Source organism: Thalassotalea litorea (genome assembly GCF_043642205.1).
Lineage (GTDB): Bacteria > Pseudomonadota > Gammaproteobacteria > Enterobacterales > Alteromonadaceae > Thalassotalea_A > Thalassotalea_A litorea.
The window spans coordinates 1-14874 of record NZ_JBHZSG010000060.1 but is presented as its reverse complement, the minus strand read 5'-3'; the positions used below and the strand labels follow the sequence as shown (position 1 = coordinate 14874).

Below are 14874 nucleotides of genomic sequence, written 5' to 3'. Positions count from 1 at the left end.
TCAATAAAATCTATGTGGTAACTGAACCTCTGCCCTAACTCTGAGTTGTGCACAAACTTAATGTGATTGGTATAAGTAGATACCAGAGCGCAGATCCTCCTTTAGCAAAAAGCAAAAAGCCCGCATAAGCGGGCTTTTTAAAATCAGTAAAAACCGATTAAACGCTGTAGTACATTTCGAACTCAACAGGGTGAGTCGTCATGTTTAGCTTCTCGATTTCAGCACGCTTAAGTTCCGCATATGCTTCGATCATGTCTTCAGTGAATACACCACCCGCTGTTAGGAAGTCCATATCCGCTGCAAGGCTATCAAGCGCTTCTTCTAGTGAGCTACAAACTTGTGGAATCGCTGCTGCTTCTTCTGCAGGCAGGTCATACAAATCTTTATCCATAGCATCGCCAGGGTGGATCTTGTTTTTGATACCGTCAAGGCCAGCCATAAGCATTGCTGCGAATGCTAAGTATGGGTTAGCTGTTGGATCAGGGAAACGTACTTCGATACGACGTGCTTTCGGGCTCGGTACTACTGGGATACGAATAGAAGCAGAACGGTTACGTGCAGAGTAAGCAAGCATAACTGGCGCTTCGAAACCAGGGACTAGACGCTTGTATGAGTTAGTAGAAGCGTTAGTGAAAGCGTTTAGTGCTTTAGCGTGCTTGATGATACCGCCGATGTAGTAAAGAGCAGTTTCAGAAAGTCCACCATACTGGTCACCAGAGAAAAGGTTAACACCGTCTTTCGCTAGAGATTGGTGACAGTGCATACCAGTACCATTATCGCCTACGACAGGTTTTGGCATGAAAGTCGCAGTTTTTCCGTATGCGTGGGCAACGTTATGAACAACATACTTATAGATTTGAATTTCGTCAGCTTTGTTAACCATAGTGTTAAAACGAGTCGCGATTTCGTTTTGACCCGCAGTAGCAACTTCGTGGTGATGCGCTTCAACAACAAGACCCATCTCTTCCATTACTAGACACATTGCAGAACGAAGGTCCTGAGATGAATCAACAGGAGCAACTGGGAAGTAACCGCCTTTAACGTTAGGACGGTGACCGGTGTTACCATCTTCATAGCTAGTTGCTGAGTTCCAGATGGCTTCTTTGTCATCAATCTTGTACATAGAACCACTCATATCAGTGTGGAACTTAACGTCGTCGAATAAGAAGAACTCTGGCTCTGGACCAAATAGTACGGTATCTGCGATACCAGTACTACGCATGTACTCTTCAGCGCGCTTGGCAACAGAACGAGGATCACGCTCGTAACCTTGCATAGTTGCAGGTTCAACGATGTCACAACGGATGTTTAAAGTTGTTTCTTCTGTGAAAGGGTCAAGTACGGCAGTTTCTGCATCAGGCATAAGAACCATGTCAGATTCGTTGATGCCTTTCCAACCAGAGATAGAAGAACCATCGAACATTTTACCGTCTTCGAAGAAATCTTCATCGATTTGGTGGTGAGGAATTGAAACGTGTTGCTCTTTACCTTTGGAATCAGTGAAGCGCAAATCAACGAACTTAACGTCGCTTTCTTTGATCAAATTTAAAACTGCTTGTGACATGAACGTCTCCGAAATTATTCTGCAGGTTAAAATAAAAATGTACTAACATTTGCTATGCATAACGTAAGCGATAATCGTGCCAACTTTATAATCGTTGTTTTATCAAGGAATGGGCAATTTATATCAGTTTAGATTGCACTGGATTGGTGCGCAAGCGGATCTTGTTGGTGCATAAGCGGCAGGGTTTCCTGAACTATTCAGTTAATACATTTTCATTGTACCATTATAGGGAAATTTCACAGGATTATTTCCCTGCAATGGATAATTACTCTGATTGAGTAGTATTTATCCGCCGAAAAATCTCTGCACATCGTGCCAATTCAATGAACAATTTTTCTCACCTTATATAATTTTAATTTTCTTTGTCGACGGCTGTGCTGTACAATACGCGCCCAAATATAGCTAAGGGCGAACACAGTGTTAGACAAATTACGCAATATTGCGATCATCGCGCACGTAGACCATGGTAAAACAACTTTGGTTGATAAACTGCTACAACAATCCGGAACTTTAGATTCTCGTGCCGATCTTGATGATCGTGTGATGGACTCTAATGACATTGAAAAAGAGCGTGGTATTACCATCCTTGCAAAAAATACCGCCATCAACTGGAACGACTACCGTGTCAATATCGTCGATACTCCAGGTCACGCCGATTTCGGTGGTGAGGTTGAGCGTGTAATGTCAATGGTTGATTCGGTATTGCTAATCGTTGACGCCCAGGAAGGCCCAATGCCACAGACTCGTTTCGTAACCCAAAAAGCCTTCGCGCAAGGGTTAAAGCCGATCGTGGTTATCAACAAAATTGATAAGCCAGGTGCTCGTCCTGACTGGGTAATGGATCAGGTATTCGATCTGTTTGACAACCTGGGTGCGACTGATGAACAGTTGGATTTTAAAGTGGTTTATGCTTCGGCAATCAATGGCTGGGCATCTCATGACGAAGGTGTTGAAGGCACCGACATGACCCCACTTTTTGAAACCATTCTTGAAGAAGTTCCAGCTCCGGATGCTGACGTCGATGGTCCATTCCAAATGCAAATCTCGCAGCTGGACTACAACTCTTACGTTGGCGTTATCGGTGTTGGCCGTGTTACCCGTGGTACGGTTAAACCGGGTCAGCAAGTCACTATCAATACAGCCGCAGGAAAAATTCACAACGGTAAAGTTGGTACGGTGCTTGGCTACCTTGGTCTTGAGCGTTATGAAGCCGATTCAGCAAAAGCTGGTGATATTATCGCAATCACTGGTTTAGGCGAGCTAAAAATTTCTGACACCATCTGTTGTCCAACAGAAGTTGAACCATTGCCAGCATTAAGTGTTGATGAGCCAACGGTAACGATGACGTTCCAGGTAAACACCTCACCATTCTCGGGCCAGGAAGGTAAATACGTAACCTCGCGTAACATCCTTGACCGACTTCAAAAAGAATTGGTTCATAACGTTGCGCTACGTGTTGAAGAAACCGAAGATCCGGATAAATTCCGTGTATCTGGTCGAGGCGAATTGCATTTAGGTATCCTAATTGAAAACATGCGTCGTGAAGGTTATGAGCTGGCAGTATCTCGCCCTGAAGTTATCATGGTGGAAAAAGACGGTGCTATTGAAGAACCTTATGAGACGGTAACCGTTGATGTGGAAGAAGAGCATCAAGGTTCGATCATGGAAAAAATGGGTCTGCGTAAAGCAGAACTAACCGATATGGCACCAGATGGTAAAGGTCGCATTCGTATGGACTTTATCATGCCATCTCGTGGCTTGATCGGCTTCCAGACTGAATTTATGACGTTAACATCAGGTAGTGGTCTGATTTATCATACTTTCCTACAGTACGGTCCTCATAAGGGCGGTGAAATTGGTCAACGCATCAATGGCGTACTTATCGCCAATGCTACCGGTAAAGCCCTGACCAATGCATTATTTAACTTACAGGAACGTGGTCGCTTGATGATTGGCCATGGTGTTGAAGTTTATGAAGGTATGGTTATCGGTATTCACAATCGTGATAACGACCTTACCGTAAACGCACTGAAAGGCAAGCAACTAACAAACGTTCGTGCTTCTGGTACGGATGATGCGCAGGTTCTTTCACCACCAATTCAAATGACACTGGAACAAGCGTTAGAGTTTATCGATGATGACGAACTTGTAGAAGTGACTCCTGAGAATATTCGTATTCGTAAGAAGTTCTTAAAAGAGTCAGATCGTAAGCGTGAATCACGTAACGCTAAGAAATCTTAATCGGTAAACCGATTAAATAGAAAAACGCCAGCGTCATGCTGGCGTTTTTATTTTACACATAAAAAAGGCGACATCACTGTCGCCTTTTAGCGCTTAAAAGGAGCAATTAAGCACTGAAGTTTGCGTTAGCAAATTCCCAGTTAGCCAATGCCCAGAAAGCCTGCATGTAAGATGGACGTAAGTTACGGTAATCGATGTAATAAGCGTGTTCCCACAAATCAACCGTAAGTAATGGTGTTACACCTTCTTCAGTAAGAGGAGTTGCAGCATTTGAGGTGTTAACGATAGCAAGACTGCCGTCAGCATTTTTCACTAACCAGGTCCAGCTAGAACCAAAGTTGTTAACCGCGCTGTCATTGAACTTCTCTTGGAACGCTTCGAAAGAACCGAATTGAGCATCAATTGCCGCCGCTAGTTCGCCCGCAGGTTTACCAGCGCCATTTGGCGTTAAAGAGTTCCAGTAAAACGTGTGGTTCCAGATTTGCGCTGCATTATTGAAAACGCCGCCAGAAGACTTCTTAACGATTTCTTCTAAAGACGCATCTGCAAATTCAGTACCTTCGATTAGGCCATTAAGCTTAACAACATAGGTGTTGTGATGCTTACCATAGTGGTATTCAAGGGTTTCTGCAGAAATATGTGGTGCAAGGGCATCTTGTGCGTAAGGCAACGCAGGTAAGGTAATTGCCATGTTGAAGTCTCCGAGTTGAAAAATAAAACAATCAGATGAAAGAAAGGGTATGCCACAATATCCTGATGAGCAATATTCGGCACACGCCACGAAAAAATCGTGGAATAGTTTACTGAAAATTACCGTTATTACTAGCTTTATCGGGTAAAAATCCCGCAATTGACTGATTTACTGGTCGAATTTGCTAAATATACCGGGAGAGGTTATGTTGGAAGCGATTCTTTACCCGTAAAGATAAGCGTGTATAAGACTTAACTTTACGAACAATAATAACAAAAGGGGGATTTATGTCGGTAATGGACATGATTAATATGCTGGCCCGTTGGGGGCATGTGCTTTTCGGTATTACCTGGATTGGTTTGCTGTATTATTTTAATTTTATTCAAGGTGGTTATTTTAAGAAAGCTACGCCTGAGGCGCTCGCCGATGCGAAAAAGCATCTTGCACCTGAAGCGTTATGGTGGTTCCGCTGGGGCGCCATGTTTACATTCATAACCGGTTTGTTGCTGTTAGTCGGTGTACATAAATTGAATGTGATGAATGACTACATTGTCCTTGGTGCCACGTTCGGTACCTTAATGTTCTTAAATGTCTGGTTAGTGATTTGGCCGAATCAAAAGATTGCGCTAGGCATGGTGGAAGGTGATGCACCAGCAGCTGCTGGAAAAGCATTGTTGGCCTCACGCACGAATACGCTATTTTCCGGCCCTATGACCTTTTTTATGCTCGCTGGCCCGCATTACGCCGGTTACGGCATGGGCGTGGGCTCAACCGCGCTTTGGCTGTCGTTGGCAATAGCCGTTCTACTCGAAATCAATGCATTGGTTGGTAAACAAGGTCCTATGACAACCGTGAAAGGCGTGATTACCTCAAGCATTATACTAACCGTTTTATTAGTTGGCTTGTTCGTCGCTTTGTAAGTGCTTTAATGGGCTTGTTGATGCCTGAGTCCAATCAGGCCCACTACCAGCCGCCAACTGCTATTGCAAACCACAATGATTAAGACCAGCGTTATCGCTGGTCTTTTTTATCACGGCAAGAAAACATCGCATTAGCGTTAATCAACTTGCTCGGCAAGACCGTTATATCTGGCGGCGTCTACAATTGCCCAGATGTGAACAATAGCACCGATAAACCAGGCAACCACGGTTGCATAAAGGCCGGCGGTGGCAATAAAAAAGATTATCGCAGGTAAAATTCTGCCTTGAACGAGTTGGCCAAGCCCCGGGATAAAAAAGCTGCATATCGCTGCCAAAACATTCCCACCTGAACCCTGTTGAGCCATGTTAATTCTCCTTGATATATCTTTTCATCGAAAGTTGTAGATTAGTGTAAATTTGTTAATCTATTAATAATCAAAAGTATAGCTGGGTTTTTTACATCTATATTTACCCTAACAAAAATCGTGACATTGTCAGGAATGCCAGAATAACTATGATGAATATTACTCAGGAATCATTGATTGCCAACTGGCATCGGGTTAAACAATTTGCTCTGCATTTTTACCGGCGCTGCAGAGAAGATCAAATCAAAATCTCTTCAGGCTATCTGTCTTACGTCACCTTAATGTCATTGGTGCCATTGGTGTTGGTGATGTTTTCAATATTCTCAGCCTTCCCGTTATTTTCAGAAATCTACGAGAAAATTGAAGAGTTTACCTTTAACCACTTTATGCCCACGGCCTCCGAATTGGTGCGTGAACATATCGATGGCTTTGTCGATAATGCCTCAAAAATGTCGGCGATTTCGATTACAGTGCTTTTTGCCCTGGCGTTATTGCTCATCTCCAATATCGATACGTCGCTAAATAAAATCTGGCGTGTACGCCGACCCAGACGTCCCGTTATTTCGTTCGCCTTGTACTGGATGATTTTAACCTTAGGTCCGTTGATTGTTGGTATCAGCATTACCGCTACCTCTTACGTGGTCGCTTTAGTCAATTCTTCCGGGGTGGATTTTGGTGGGTTTAGTAGCGTGGTGTTGCGGTTGGTGCCTTATCTCGCGTCTCTTGCTGGTTTTATGGGACTGTATCTAGTCGTTCCTAATATGAATGTACCACTAAAATATGCTTTTTGGGGCGGCTTGGTGGCAGCATTACTGTTTGAGCTCGGCAAGAAGGGGTTTGCGTTATATGTAACTCACTTACCTTCCTATGAAGCGATTTATGGAGCCATGGCCGCCATTCCAATATTATTCGTCTGGGTATATTTGTCCTGGCTCATCGTCTTTATCGGTGCTGAATTTACCGTTTGTTTGCAAGAGTTCTCTTCGAATGAGAGCAAACCAGCTAAAATAAACGACTGACCATTAACGTTTATAAAAAGTGAATCATGCTGCGGCCACTATACCCTAATATCCGTCCTTACGATCAGCAAACGATAGAGATTGGTGAACATCACATTTATGTAGAGCAAAGCGGCAACCGCAGAGGGACACCCGTTATCTATTTGCATGGTGGCCCGGGAGGTGGGAGCAGTGAGGACCATCGACGCTATTTTGATCCGCAAAAATATCGAATCATTATCTTTGATCAGCGAGGCTGTGGACGCTCCAAACCCCATGCCAGTATCCGTAATAACACCACCTGGGATTTAATTACAGACATGGAAGAAATCCGGCAGATGCTGGGTATCAAACAATGGCTGATCGCTGGCGGATCCTGGGGAACAACCCTGGCAATGGCTTATGGCATTAAACATGCGCAGCATGTTCTTGGGTTTATTCTTCGGGGGATATTTCTTGGCACACCTGCTGAAGTGCGATGGTTATATGCGCATCAAGGCGCGGCGGCAATCTTTCCGGACTATTATCAGGACTTCCTGGTGCCATTGCGACCACATATTCAGCAAGAACCGGTAAAGGCTTATCAGCAGATACTGAATAGCGATAATGAACTCGCGAAGTTTCAGGCGGCTAAAGCCTGGAGTTTATGGGAACAGCGCATTTCCACGTTAGAGGCGAATCACTCCACCATTGAGACTCCCGAACAGATCCACAGTGCGGTTGCCATGGCGACCATCGAAAACCATTACTTTGTGAATCATTGTTTTTTTGAAGCAGACTACTTACTAAATCATATCGATACCATTAGTCATATACCTGCGATTATTATTCATGGGCGTTATGATATGGTTTGTCAGCTCCAGCGAGCTTATGAATTAAAGCAACGCTGGCAAAATGCCACCCTGAATGTGATTCCGCTCGCAGGTCACAGCGGCTTTGAACCGGGAATAATTAATGCCTTCTGTCAGGCATCTGATAAAATGGCCGCTTTCTTAGAAGAACAATCAAACAGTTAAGTAGTTAAATAAACAATGAAAGCTTTATTGCAACGAGTGAGCCATGCCAATGTTCGTGTAGACAATACCCTTGTGGGTGAAATTGCTACTGGCATTTTGGTGTTGGTCGCTATCGAAGCAGGCGATACTCCAAAAACCGTAAAACGCATGGCGGATAAGATCAGTAAATATCGCATGTTTAGCGATGCTCAGGGCAAAATGAACCTGAATGTATCTCAGATCGAAGGTGAAGTTTTAGTGGTATCACAATTCACCTTGGCGGCGGATACCAATAAAGGCTTACGTCCTAGCTTTAGTCGCAGTGCTGATCCCACATTAGGTAATGCGCTGTATTTACAACTGGCTGACAATATTGCTGAAAATGGGATTGGTGTCGCTACCGGTAAATTTGCGGCAGATATGCAGGTATCATTAGTTAATGATGGCCCCGTTACCTTTATGTTGGAAATGTAAACATGACCATGGATATTGGATTACCTCCGGGATTTTCTTTATTGCAACCGATTAGCGACGCACAGCTGGCGGCATATCATCATTTACGTTTTCGAATGTTAAGAGAACCATGGCAGCAACCCAAAGGTTCTGAAATTGATGAGCTCGAAAAACAAAGCGTACACCGTATGATTGTTGATGCCGATGGCAAAGTGGTGGCGGTGGGCCGATTGCATAAGTCGGCACAGATTGAAGCTCAAATCCGCTTTATGGCTGTAGATCCCGCCTATCAGGGCAAAGGGTTGGGGAGAGCGATGTTGCTCGCATTAGAGCAACAGGCTGTTAAAGATGGGGTTGCCTGGATATATCTTAATGCCCGACAAGTGGCGTTAGATTTTTATCTGGCCTGCGGCTATGAATTACAAGGGGAAGCGCATACCCTGTATGGCAAAGTAAAACATTTTGCGATGAAAAAGTGTCTTACCGACGAGACCCCGTATCACGCATCTCTTCAGCAACTATCTGGCCTTTGGCAACAAACCATTCCGATTACTCAGGCATTGAAGTTTATTCCCTGCTTTTATAACGGTGAAGAATTTGTTGTCAGCGCTGATCGCAGCGCTAATGTCAATCTGCATCAAACGATGTTTGCCGGCAGTATTTATTCTCTGGCAACACTGACAGGTTGGGGATGGGTTTATCAGCAATTGCAAGATCAGCAATTATCGGGAGACATTGTCTTAGCCGATGCCAGTATACGTTATCATAAACCCCTACATGGTTATGGGGTTGGGCGGACAAAAACTTCGTTAAACGAAGGCCAGTTGGAGACTTATCAGGCACAGGGGAAAGCCCGATTCAACGTCAACGTAGACGTATTCGATGGTGATCAGTTGTGCGCCACATTCACCGGCTTGTTTGCCGTAAAGCGAGTAATTGATGAAACATAAATCTGTAGCCATTATTGGCGCGGGCTGGTTAGGGTTACCATTAGCTCAGTCTTTACAAGACAATGGTTGTGATGTGCTGGTAACCGCTACAAGCGATGCTAAGGTGGCTACCTTGAAAGCACAGGGCTTAAACGCGGTTTGCTATCAGGCAAAGCCAGACAGCGACGGGTGCGAGAATCAACATAATAAACGGCAGGTTTTTGCCAAAAATGTTGTGGTTATCTGTATTCCGCCAAGAATCCGTCATGGAGATACCACTTACCCTGAGATTATTGCTCAGGTAGTCAAGGATGCTAACGCTACTGACAGTCAGGTATCACAATTAATTCTTTGCAGTTCAACCGCTGTATATAATGGTCTGGCAGGCGAGGTTGATGAAACGAGTTCTTTAAATATGGCGGCCGAAAAAACAGCCATTCTGGCTCGGGCTGAACAGCAAGTATTAACGAGTTTAATCCCGTTGCCGCAGGTGATTCGTTTGGGGGGATTGATTGGAGCGAACCGTCATCCGGGGCGATTTTTTCGGGAAGGAAGGGTGATCCCGAACCCTGAATCAAGCATAAATTTCATTCACCAGGACGACGTTATTTCGATCATTAGCTATTTGATTGAACATACCGACAGGTTGTCGGCAAATATCGTAAATGTCGTTGCACCGGCACATCCGAGCCGACGAACATTTTACCAATATGCGCATCGTGTTATCGGTCGTGATAGCCCTGAATTTTCCGAGCAGGTTGAAAAGCAGGGCAAAGTTGTACAGCCCAATGTATTGTTGAATCATGGCTACGAGTTTAAATATGATGACGTTTTGAGCTGGTTACTACAAACAACGACCCAAAAACAAAAACAGGAGTCGTAAGTGATGGAATTGGGCGAACATAAATTCCGTTGGGTGATCATGTTTTTTATCCTGTGGCTGCATATCAGCTTGATTGATTTATTTTTGATTTCCACTAAAGGCGCGACAGCATTGTGGCAACAAAACCTGACATTAAAAGCACTTGCTGTGCATCTTGGTATTGCGATTTTGGCTACGCTGGTGATCTGGTTAGCCTATCGTTTACAATTAGTTTTATGGCGTCGCAAACATTCATAGCGTTTGCTTGCGGTCTCCCCAACAAAAATAGGACATTAAGTAGGATCTTATGTTGAATAAAAACGGTTTAAATTTTATCGCTTCGCTATTAATGGTAAGCCCGGTTATCAGTGTGACAGCGTTTGAAGATGCTGGCCCTAAAATCGTGGATTCGACGCTGCAAAGCGGTTACGAAGCTCAATTGGTTACCGACGGCATCGATATTCCCTGGGGGATGGCTCAGTTACCCAATGGTGACTTGCTGGTAACCGAACGCGAAGGCGAGATTAAAGTGGTTCGTGACGGTAAACTTCTGGAAGACACCATTTCAGGTTTGCCTGATATTCATGACTATGGACAGGGGGGATTACTGGATATCGTTATCGATCCAAATTACGCCGACAACGGCTGGATCTATTTCACCTATTCCAGTGATGAAGGAGAAGGCAGCAATACCGCATTGATGCGCGCCAAGCTAAAAGGTATGGCGTTGGTTGACCAACAACAATTGTATAAAGCCGAAGGTGAAAGCGACAAACGTCAGCACTACGGTAGTCGCATTGCCTTTGATAAACACGGAGATGTGTTCTTTTCCATTGGTGACCGCGGTATGCGGGATGAAAATCCTCAAGACATTCGTTTAGACAGCGGTAAAATCTATCGCATTAAACCGGATGGCAGTATTCCAGCGGACAATCCGTTTGTGGATACCAAAGGTGCAAAAGCAGCGATCTACAGTTTTGGTCATCGTAACCCGCAGGGGATGGCTATGGATCCAAACACCGGAAATATTTGGGCAACGGAACATGGCCCGAAAGGTGGGGATGAAGTTAACCTTATCCGCAAGGGCCTGAACTATGGTTGGCCAGTGATCAGTTATGGCGTTAACTACAGTGGTACCTCATTTACCGACCTTACCGAAAAAGAAGGCATGGAACAGCCTGCGTTGCAATGGACACCATCATTGGCACCATCAGGCTTAACTTTTGTCACCTCGGATAAGTACCCTCAGTGGCAAGGCAAGATGCTGGCGGGTTCGATGAAGTTTAATTACCTGGTGTTAATCACGGTGGATGGCGATAACCTAGTATCGCAGGAAAAGTTGTTTAAAGACGTAGGTCGGGTTCGCAACGTGTTCCAGGCACCGGATGGCTTTATCTATCTAGGTATTGATGGACAGGGCATTAAAAAAATTGTCCCAGTGAAGTAAACCTGAATGACTGCAACGGATAAAATTATTATTAACTTTGAGTTAGACAAAACCTATCTTCGGGAGTGTTTTGATCAGTCTCGCGGTGCACAACAGCGACCGTTTTGGCAATTATATGGCAAAGCGTTTTTGTTATTGTTGATTGCGGGTTTTATTATTCAACTTGAGGTTGAGGGCTTAAGCCGGCATCTTGGCGCGTTCTTCATTATCCTCGCGATTATCGAAATATTTAGTCAGATTTATGCTCGAGGCTGGTGGGTAACGAGACAGATGCTGTCACGTAATTATGGCCATAAACTTGAGCTGACGATGACTAAGGAAGAGATTTCCTGGCAGGGTGGTAAGCAAACCTTACGTTATGTTTGGAAGCAGGTAACAGCTGCAGAGCAGACATCATTAGGTGTGGTTTTAAATACCGATGATGGCGCCCGTCATTATCTGTCTAAATCTCATTTTGATGACACATCCTGGCAGTTTTTGATGGATCGTTTAGGAATAAATGAATCTGTTTAAGCAATGACTTGGTTGTGTTTATCTAAAAAAAAGCGCCTCTTGGCGCTTTTTTATTTAGTGAGTAAATCGTCCTTACCCGGACTTTTTACGTTGATTGGCAATGCTGTTAAGACCAATCGAATCCATCCATTGCTGATAATCCATCAGGTTGGCAGGCAATATGACTTTGTTATTTGCCTTGCTTAAGCCTTTAAACTGGGCGAGGTATTGCTCGCTCAGCTGCATTTCTAATGCTTGCTGTCCGCCGTCCTGATTAATTACCTGTGCTACCTTAGTGATCGATTCACTGGTTGCCCGGGCAAGCGCCAGAATTTCTGAAGCCTTACCTTCGGCCGCATTGATTCGGCGTTGTTTTTCACCCTCTGATACATTGATGGTTTCGCGTTTGATACCTTCCGAACGATTGATCAAACTTTGCTTATCACCTTCACTTTTCGCCAAAATCGCACGACGTTCTCGCTCGGCATTTACTTGCATCTCCATGGCATTTTTTACCGTTTGCGGTGGCGAAATATTCTTAATTTCATAACGGTGAACGCGAATCCCCCAGGTATCGCCCGCAGCGTCTAAAACCTCAACCACTTTGGCGCTAATGAGATCACGTTCTTCAAACGTTCTGTCCAGCTCCAATGTACCAATTACAGACCGGGTCGTGGTTTGTGCTAACTGCATGGCGGCGAATCTATAATCGGTTATCCCATAACTGGCTTTAACCGGATCGGTAACCGAGATATAGATAACACCGTCGACTTCAACGTTGACCTCATCCTTAGAAAAGCACTCCTGAGGTGGTACATCGATGGTTTCTTCTTTCAAATCCTGAATGTAAGCAACACGATCAATAAACGGTAACAGGGCGTGAAAGCCGGCTTCCAGCGTACAGTGATATTTACCTAAACGCTCAACAATATAAGCGGATTTTGTCGGCACTAAACGAATCGACTGAAAAAATTTGATGATTAAAATGAGGAATAACACGCCCCAGATGATCATTACCAGACCATCCATAGGTGCAATATTTTGAATATCCATTATTTACCTCCTTGCACGTTAGCCGTGACGTTATCCATTCCTTTGAAAAAACCCTCTAGTTTGGCGATTTCTGTTGGCATGATAGAAACATCGGCTTCATTAATGATGTCGCCAGTTTGTTGGATAAAGGCCTGCATAAGTCGCATTTTAATGGCTTCGTCACCACACGGTTGCTTCGCAGCCTGAGCAATTAACCCCATGCCATTAGCTGTCGCATCGGCAATAATTTCAATCTCCTGAGCCCGACCTTCAGCTTCGTTAATTTGCTTTTGTTTGTCACCTTCAGACAAATTAATTGCATGCTGGCGCTGACCTTCGGAAAGGTTGATTACCGAATCACGCTCGGCATTTGCCAGGGTGATTTCTGCGCGTTTTTTGCGCTCTGCTTCCATTTGCTTTTCCAGAGTGTGAATAACATTCATCGAAGGCGTGATATTTCGAACTTCATAGCGAAGTACTTTAATGCCCCAGGGGTCGGATGCCTTATCAATCTCGCGAACAATCGTCTCATTTAACGTGTCTCGCTCGCTAAAGGTCTGACTTAAATTAAGTTTACCGATTTCTGAACGCATGGTAGTTTGGGCCAGGTTAACGCTGGCGCGACGATAATCCTCAATACCATAACTGGCTTTCGCACCATCCATCACTTTGATATACACCAGCCCATCAACATCGATTTGAATGTTGTCTTTGGAAATACAGCTTTGCGCTGGAATATCGAGCACCTGTTCACGCGTTTCGTGACGATAGGCGACTCGATCAAAAAATGGGATTAAAAAATGCATGCCTGGTTGCATCACGGCTCTGAATTTTCCAAGACGCTCAATGACACATACTTCGCGCATTTCAACTATCAGGATGAGTTTAAAAAGAATAAACAACACCGCTAACAGGGTAAATGTAAAAATCGCTAACACTATATACTCCTTGTTTGATACCAATTACGACTTAACATTGCTTACTCAGACGGAAGCTGTAAACCTTAACTCATTCCACCTATTACAGGAGGGGAGGTTGTAAATTCCGTCCGTATTATCGTAAACAGGTTCGGGTTTTCTCCAAGACGAGAGTGTCCGAGAGGGATTTCGAATGCGTATTTGGCATTGATTATGATTCTATTCGTTCGACGACCAGAGAGATGTTCTCCCGGCAGATAACTTTCGCGGCTTCGCCGGGCTTTATTTCACTGCCATCGCCCAAGGCTGTCCAGCTGGAACCTTGAAACATTACTCGTCCCTTTTGGTTGCCAGGGCCAATCGTCTCTACCACTTCCACTTCAGCGCCAAACATATCTAATTCTTCGTCTGTGTTATCAATGCGGGTATCGCCACCCACCATTTTCTGAGTGATATTTCGAAATAGCAGTAACAGCAGCAAAGATAAAATAAACCAACAAGTGAAGGCATGGACCCAATGGTCGATGAGACCAAGTTGCAAGGTCAGAGCTACTACAACGGCAGAGATGCCGAGAAAGATGATAATTCCGCCGGGAATAATTATTTCCAACAACATCATCAAGACCCCAAGGCCTCCCCAGATTAAGACATTATTTTCCATCAATTCATACCTCCTTTGCGTAGTCATTCCGATCCGTAAGGCCAGAATTTTAGCGGTTTTTGTTTCTGAGTTGTGATCAGAATGTTAACCACTATAGCAGGGATAAATTGAAAATGCGACATATTATGTCAAAGGGCGTTTTGGATATGCGCTCAATCAAGTCTCATCCATTTGTGTTTAAAAATCTTATTTCCAGATTAAAAACAAGGGCTAATAAAAGCGCATTAGATTGTTTATACCAATCACATTAAATTATTGCTCACTCAGTGAGAATTTAAAGGCTTTTAGGCAAGGCTTTGATTGCAGA

At 44.2% G+C, this 14874-nt stretch carries 16 protein-coding genes; 10 read left to right on the top strand and 6 right to left on the bottom strand.

Annotated elements, in window-relative coordinates:
• Nucleotides 1-157: 157 nt before the first annotated feature.
• A complete protein-coding gene (gene glnA / locus ACHUFQ_RS16075; protein ID WP_394176868.1) occupies nt 158-1564 on the bottom strand; it encodes a glutamate--ammonia ligase in 1407 nt (468 codons plus the stop codon).
• Between the two features lie 417 nt (nt 1565-1981).
• On the opposite strand from glnA, the gene typA reads away from it, so the two are divergent.
• Nucleotides 1982-3805, top strand: a complete 1824-nt coding sequence (typA, locus tag ACHUFQ_RS16070) for a translational GTPase TypA (protein WP_394176867.1) — start codon at nt 1982-1984, stop codon at nt 3803-3805.
• A 106-nt stretch (nt 3806-3911) separates the two neighbouring features.
• On the opposite strand, the gene ACHUFQ_RS16065 is transcribed toward typA, so the two are convergent.
• Nucleotides 3912-4496: a superoxide dismutase gene (locus tag ACHUFQ_RS16065; RefSeq protein WP_394176866.1), complete on the bottom strand. Its 585-nt coding sequence runs from the start codon at nt 4494-4496 to the stop codon at nt 3912-3914.
• A gap of 287 nt (nt 4497-4783) precedes the next feature.
• Between ACHUFQ_RS16065 and ACHUFQ_RS16060 the strand changes: the two genes are divergently transcribed.
• The gene (locus tag ACHUFQ_RS16060) at nt 4784-5416 is read left to right on the top strand and encodes a urate hydroxylase PuuD (RefSeq protein WP_394176865.1); all 633 of its coding nucleotides are present in this window, start codon (nt 4784-4786) and stop codon (nt 5414-5416) included.
• Between the two features lie 137 nt (nt 5417-5553).
• Here ACHUFQ_RS16060 and ACHUFQ_RS16055 read toward each other — a convergent pair whose 3' ends face one another.
• Nucleotides 5554-5781, bottom strand: a complete 228-nt coding sequence (locus ACHUFQ_RS16055; protein WP_394176864.1) for a hypothetical protein — start codon at nt 5779-5781, stop codon at nt 5554-5556.
• Between the two features lie 149 nt (nt 5782-5930).
• Between ACHUFQ_RS16055 and ACHUFQ_RS16050 the strand changes: the two genes are divergently transcribed.
• Genes ACHUFQ_RS16050 through ACHUFQ_RS16015 form a run of 8 tightly spaced genes read left to right on the top strand, consistent with a single transcriptional unit; the run spans nt 5931 to nt 11978 of the window.
• Nucleotides 5931-6800 (top strand): virulence factor BrkB family protein, encoded by an 870-nt coding sequence (locus ACHUFQ_RS16050; RefSeq protein WP_394176863.1) that lies wholly within the window; start codon nt 5931-5933, stop codon nt 6798-6800.
• A 26-nt stretch (nt 6801-6826) separates the two neighbouring features.
• Nucleotides 6827-7795, top strand: a complete 969-nt coding sequence (pip, locus tag ACHUFQ_RS16045) for a prolyl aminopeptidase (RefSeq protein ID WP_394176862.1) — start codon at nt 6827-6829, stop codon at nt 7793-7795.
• Between the two features lie 15 nt (nt 7796-7810).
• Nucleotides 7811-8248, top strand: coding sequence for a D-aminoacyl-tRNA deacylase (dtd, locus tag ACHUFQ_RS16040; RefSeq protein ID WP_394176861.1), 438 nt, complete (start codon nt 7811-7813; stop codon nt 8246-8248).
• 2 nt (nt 8249-8250) lie between these two features.
• Nucleotides 8251-9177, top strand: a complete 927-nt coding sequence (locus tag ACHUFQ_RS16035; protein ID WP_394176860.1) for a bifunctional GNAT family N-acetyltransferase/hotdog fold thioesterase — start codon at nt 8251-8253, stop codon at nt 9175-9177.
• Nucleotides 9167-10039: an NAD(P)-binding domain-containing protein gene (locus ACHUFQ_RS16030; RefSeq protein ID WP_394176859.1), complete on the top strand. Its 873-nt coding sequence runs from the start codon at nt 9167-9169 to the stop codon at nt 10037-10039. The genes ACHUFQ_RS16035 and ACHUFQ_RS16030 overlap by 11 nt, the downstream gene beginning before the upstream one ends.
• On the top strand, nt 10040-10276 hold the full coding sequence (locus tag ACHUFQ_RS16025) for a hypothetical protein (RefSeq protein WP_394176858.1): 237 nt from the start codon (nt 10040-10042) through the stop codon (nt 10274-10276). It begins immediately after the preceding gene.
• Nucleotides 10277-10325: 49 nt separating this feature from the next.
• Nucleotides 10326-11465 carry a PQQ-dependent sugar dehydrogenase gene (locus ACHUFQ_RS16020; RefSeq protein ID WP_394176857.1) on the top strand — a complete coding sequence of 380 codons (1140 nt, stop codon included), beginning with the start codon at nt 10326-10328 and terminating at the stop codon, nt 11463-11465.
• 6 nt (nt 11466-11471) lie between these two features.
• Nucleotides 11472-11978, top strand: a complete 507-nt coding sequence (locus ACHUFQ_RS16015; protein WP_394176856.1) for a hypothetical protein — start codon at nt 11472-11474, stop codon at nt 11976-11978.
• 72 nt (nt 11979-12050) lie between these two features.
• Here the strand turns inward: ACHUFQ_RS16015 and ACHUFQ_RS16010 are convergent, their stop codons facing one another.
• From ACHUFQ_RS16010 to ACHUFQ_RS16000, 3 genes are all read right to left on the bottom strand, one after another.
• Nucleotides 12051-13010 carry an SPFH domain-containing protein gene (locus ACHUFQ_RS16010; protein WP_394176855.1) on the bottom strand — a complete coding sequence of 320 codons (960 nt, stop codon included), beginning with the start codon at nt 13008-13010 and terminating at the stop codon, nt 12051-12053.
• Nucleotides 13010-13918: an SPFH domain-containing protein gene (locus ACHUFQ_RS16005; protein WP_394176869.1), complete on the bottom strand. Its 909-nt coding sequence runs from the start codon at nt 13916-13918 to the stop codon at nt 13010-13012. Before ACHUFQ_RS16005 ends, ACHUFQ_RS16010 begins: the two co-directional genes overlap by 1 nt.
• Nucleotides 13919-14117: 199 nt before the next feature.
• Entirely contained in the window at nt 14118-14567 is a 450-nt protein-coding gene (locus tag ACHUFQ_RS16000; protein WP_394176854.1) for an NfeD family protein, read from the bottom strand.
• Nucleotides 14568-14874 lie beyond the last annotated feature (307 nt).

Excerpts from the sequence above, each read along its gene's own strand:
- ACHUFQ_RS16065 (WP_394176866.1), bottom strand. The coding sequence starts at position 4,496 with ATGGCAATTACCTTACCTGCGTTGCCTTACGCACAAGATGCCCTTGCA.
- ACHUFQ_RS16050 (WP_394176863.1), top strand. The coding sequence starts at position 5,931 with ATGATGAATATTACTCAGGAATCATTGATTGCCAACTGGCATCGGGTT.
- ACHUFQ_RS16030 (WP_394176859.1), top strand. The coding sequence starts at position 9,167 with ATGAAACATAAATCTGTAGCCATTATTGGCGCGGGCTGGTTAGGGTTA.
- pip (WP_394176862.1), top strand. The coding sequence starts at position 6,827 with ATGCTGCGGCCACTATACCCTAATATCCGTCCTTACGATCAGCAAACG.
- glnA (WP_394176868.1), bottom strand. The coding sequence starts at position 1,564 with ATGTCACAAGCAGTTTTAAATTTGATCAAAGAAAGCGACGTTAAGTTC.
- ACHUFQ_RS16020 (WP_394176857.1), top strand. The coding sequence starts at position 10,326 with ATGTTGAATAAAAACGGTTTAAATTTTATCGCTTCGCTATTAATGGTA.
- ACHUFQ_RS16055 (WP_394176864.1), bottom strand. The coding sequence starts at position 5,781 with ATGGCTCAACAGGGTTCAGGTGGGAATGTTTTGGCAGCGATATGCAGC.
- ACHUFQ_RS16000 (WP_394176854.1), bottom strand. The coding sequence starts at position 14,567 with ATGGAAAATAATGTCTTAATCTGGGGAGGCCTTGGGGTCTTGATGATG.
- dtd (WP_394176861.1), top strand. The coding sequence starts at position 7,811 with ATGAAAGCTTTATTGCAACGAGTGAGCCATGCCAATGTTCGTGTAGAC.
- ACHUFQ_RS16060 (WP_394176865.1), top strand. The coding sequence starts at position 4,784 with ATGTCGGTAATGGACATGATTAATATGCTGGCCCGTTGGGGGCATGTG.
- ACHUFQ_RS16035 (WP_394176860.1), top strand. The coding sequence starts at position 8,251 with ATGACCATGGATATTGGATTACCTCCGGGATTTTCTTTATTGCAACCG.
- ACHUFQ_RS16015 (WP_394176856.1), top strand. The coding sequence starts at position 11,472 with ATGACTGCAACGGATAAAATTATTATTAACTTTGAGTTAGACAAAACC.
- ACHUFQ_RS16010 (WP_394176855.1), bottom strand. The coding sequence starts at position 13,010 with ATGGATATTCAAAATATTGCACCTATGGATGGTCTGGTAATGATCATC.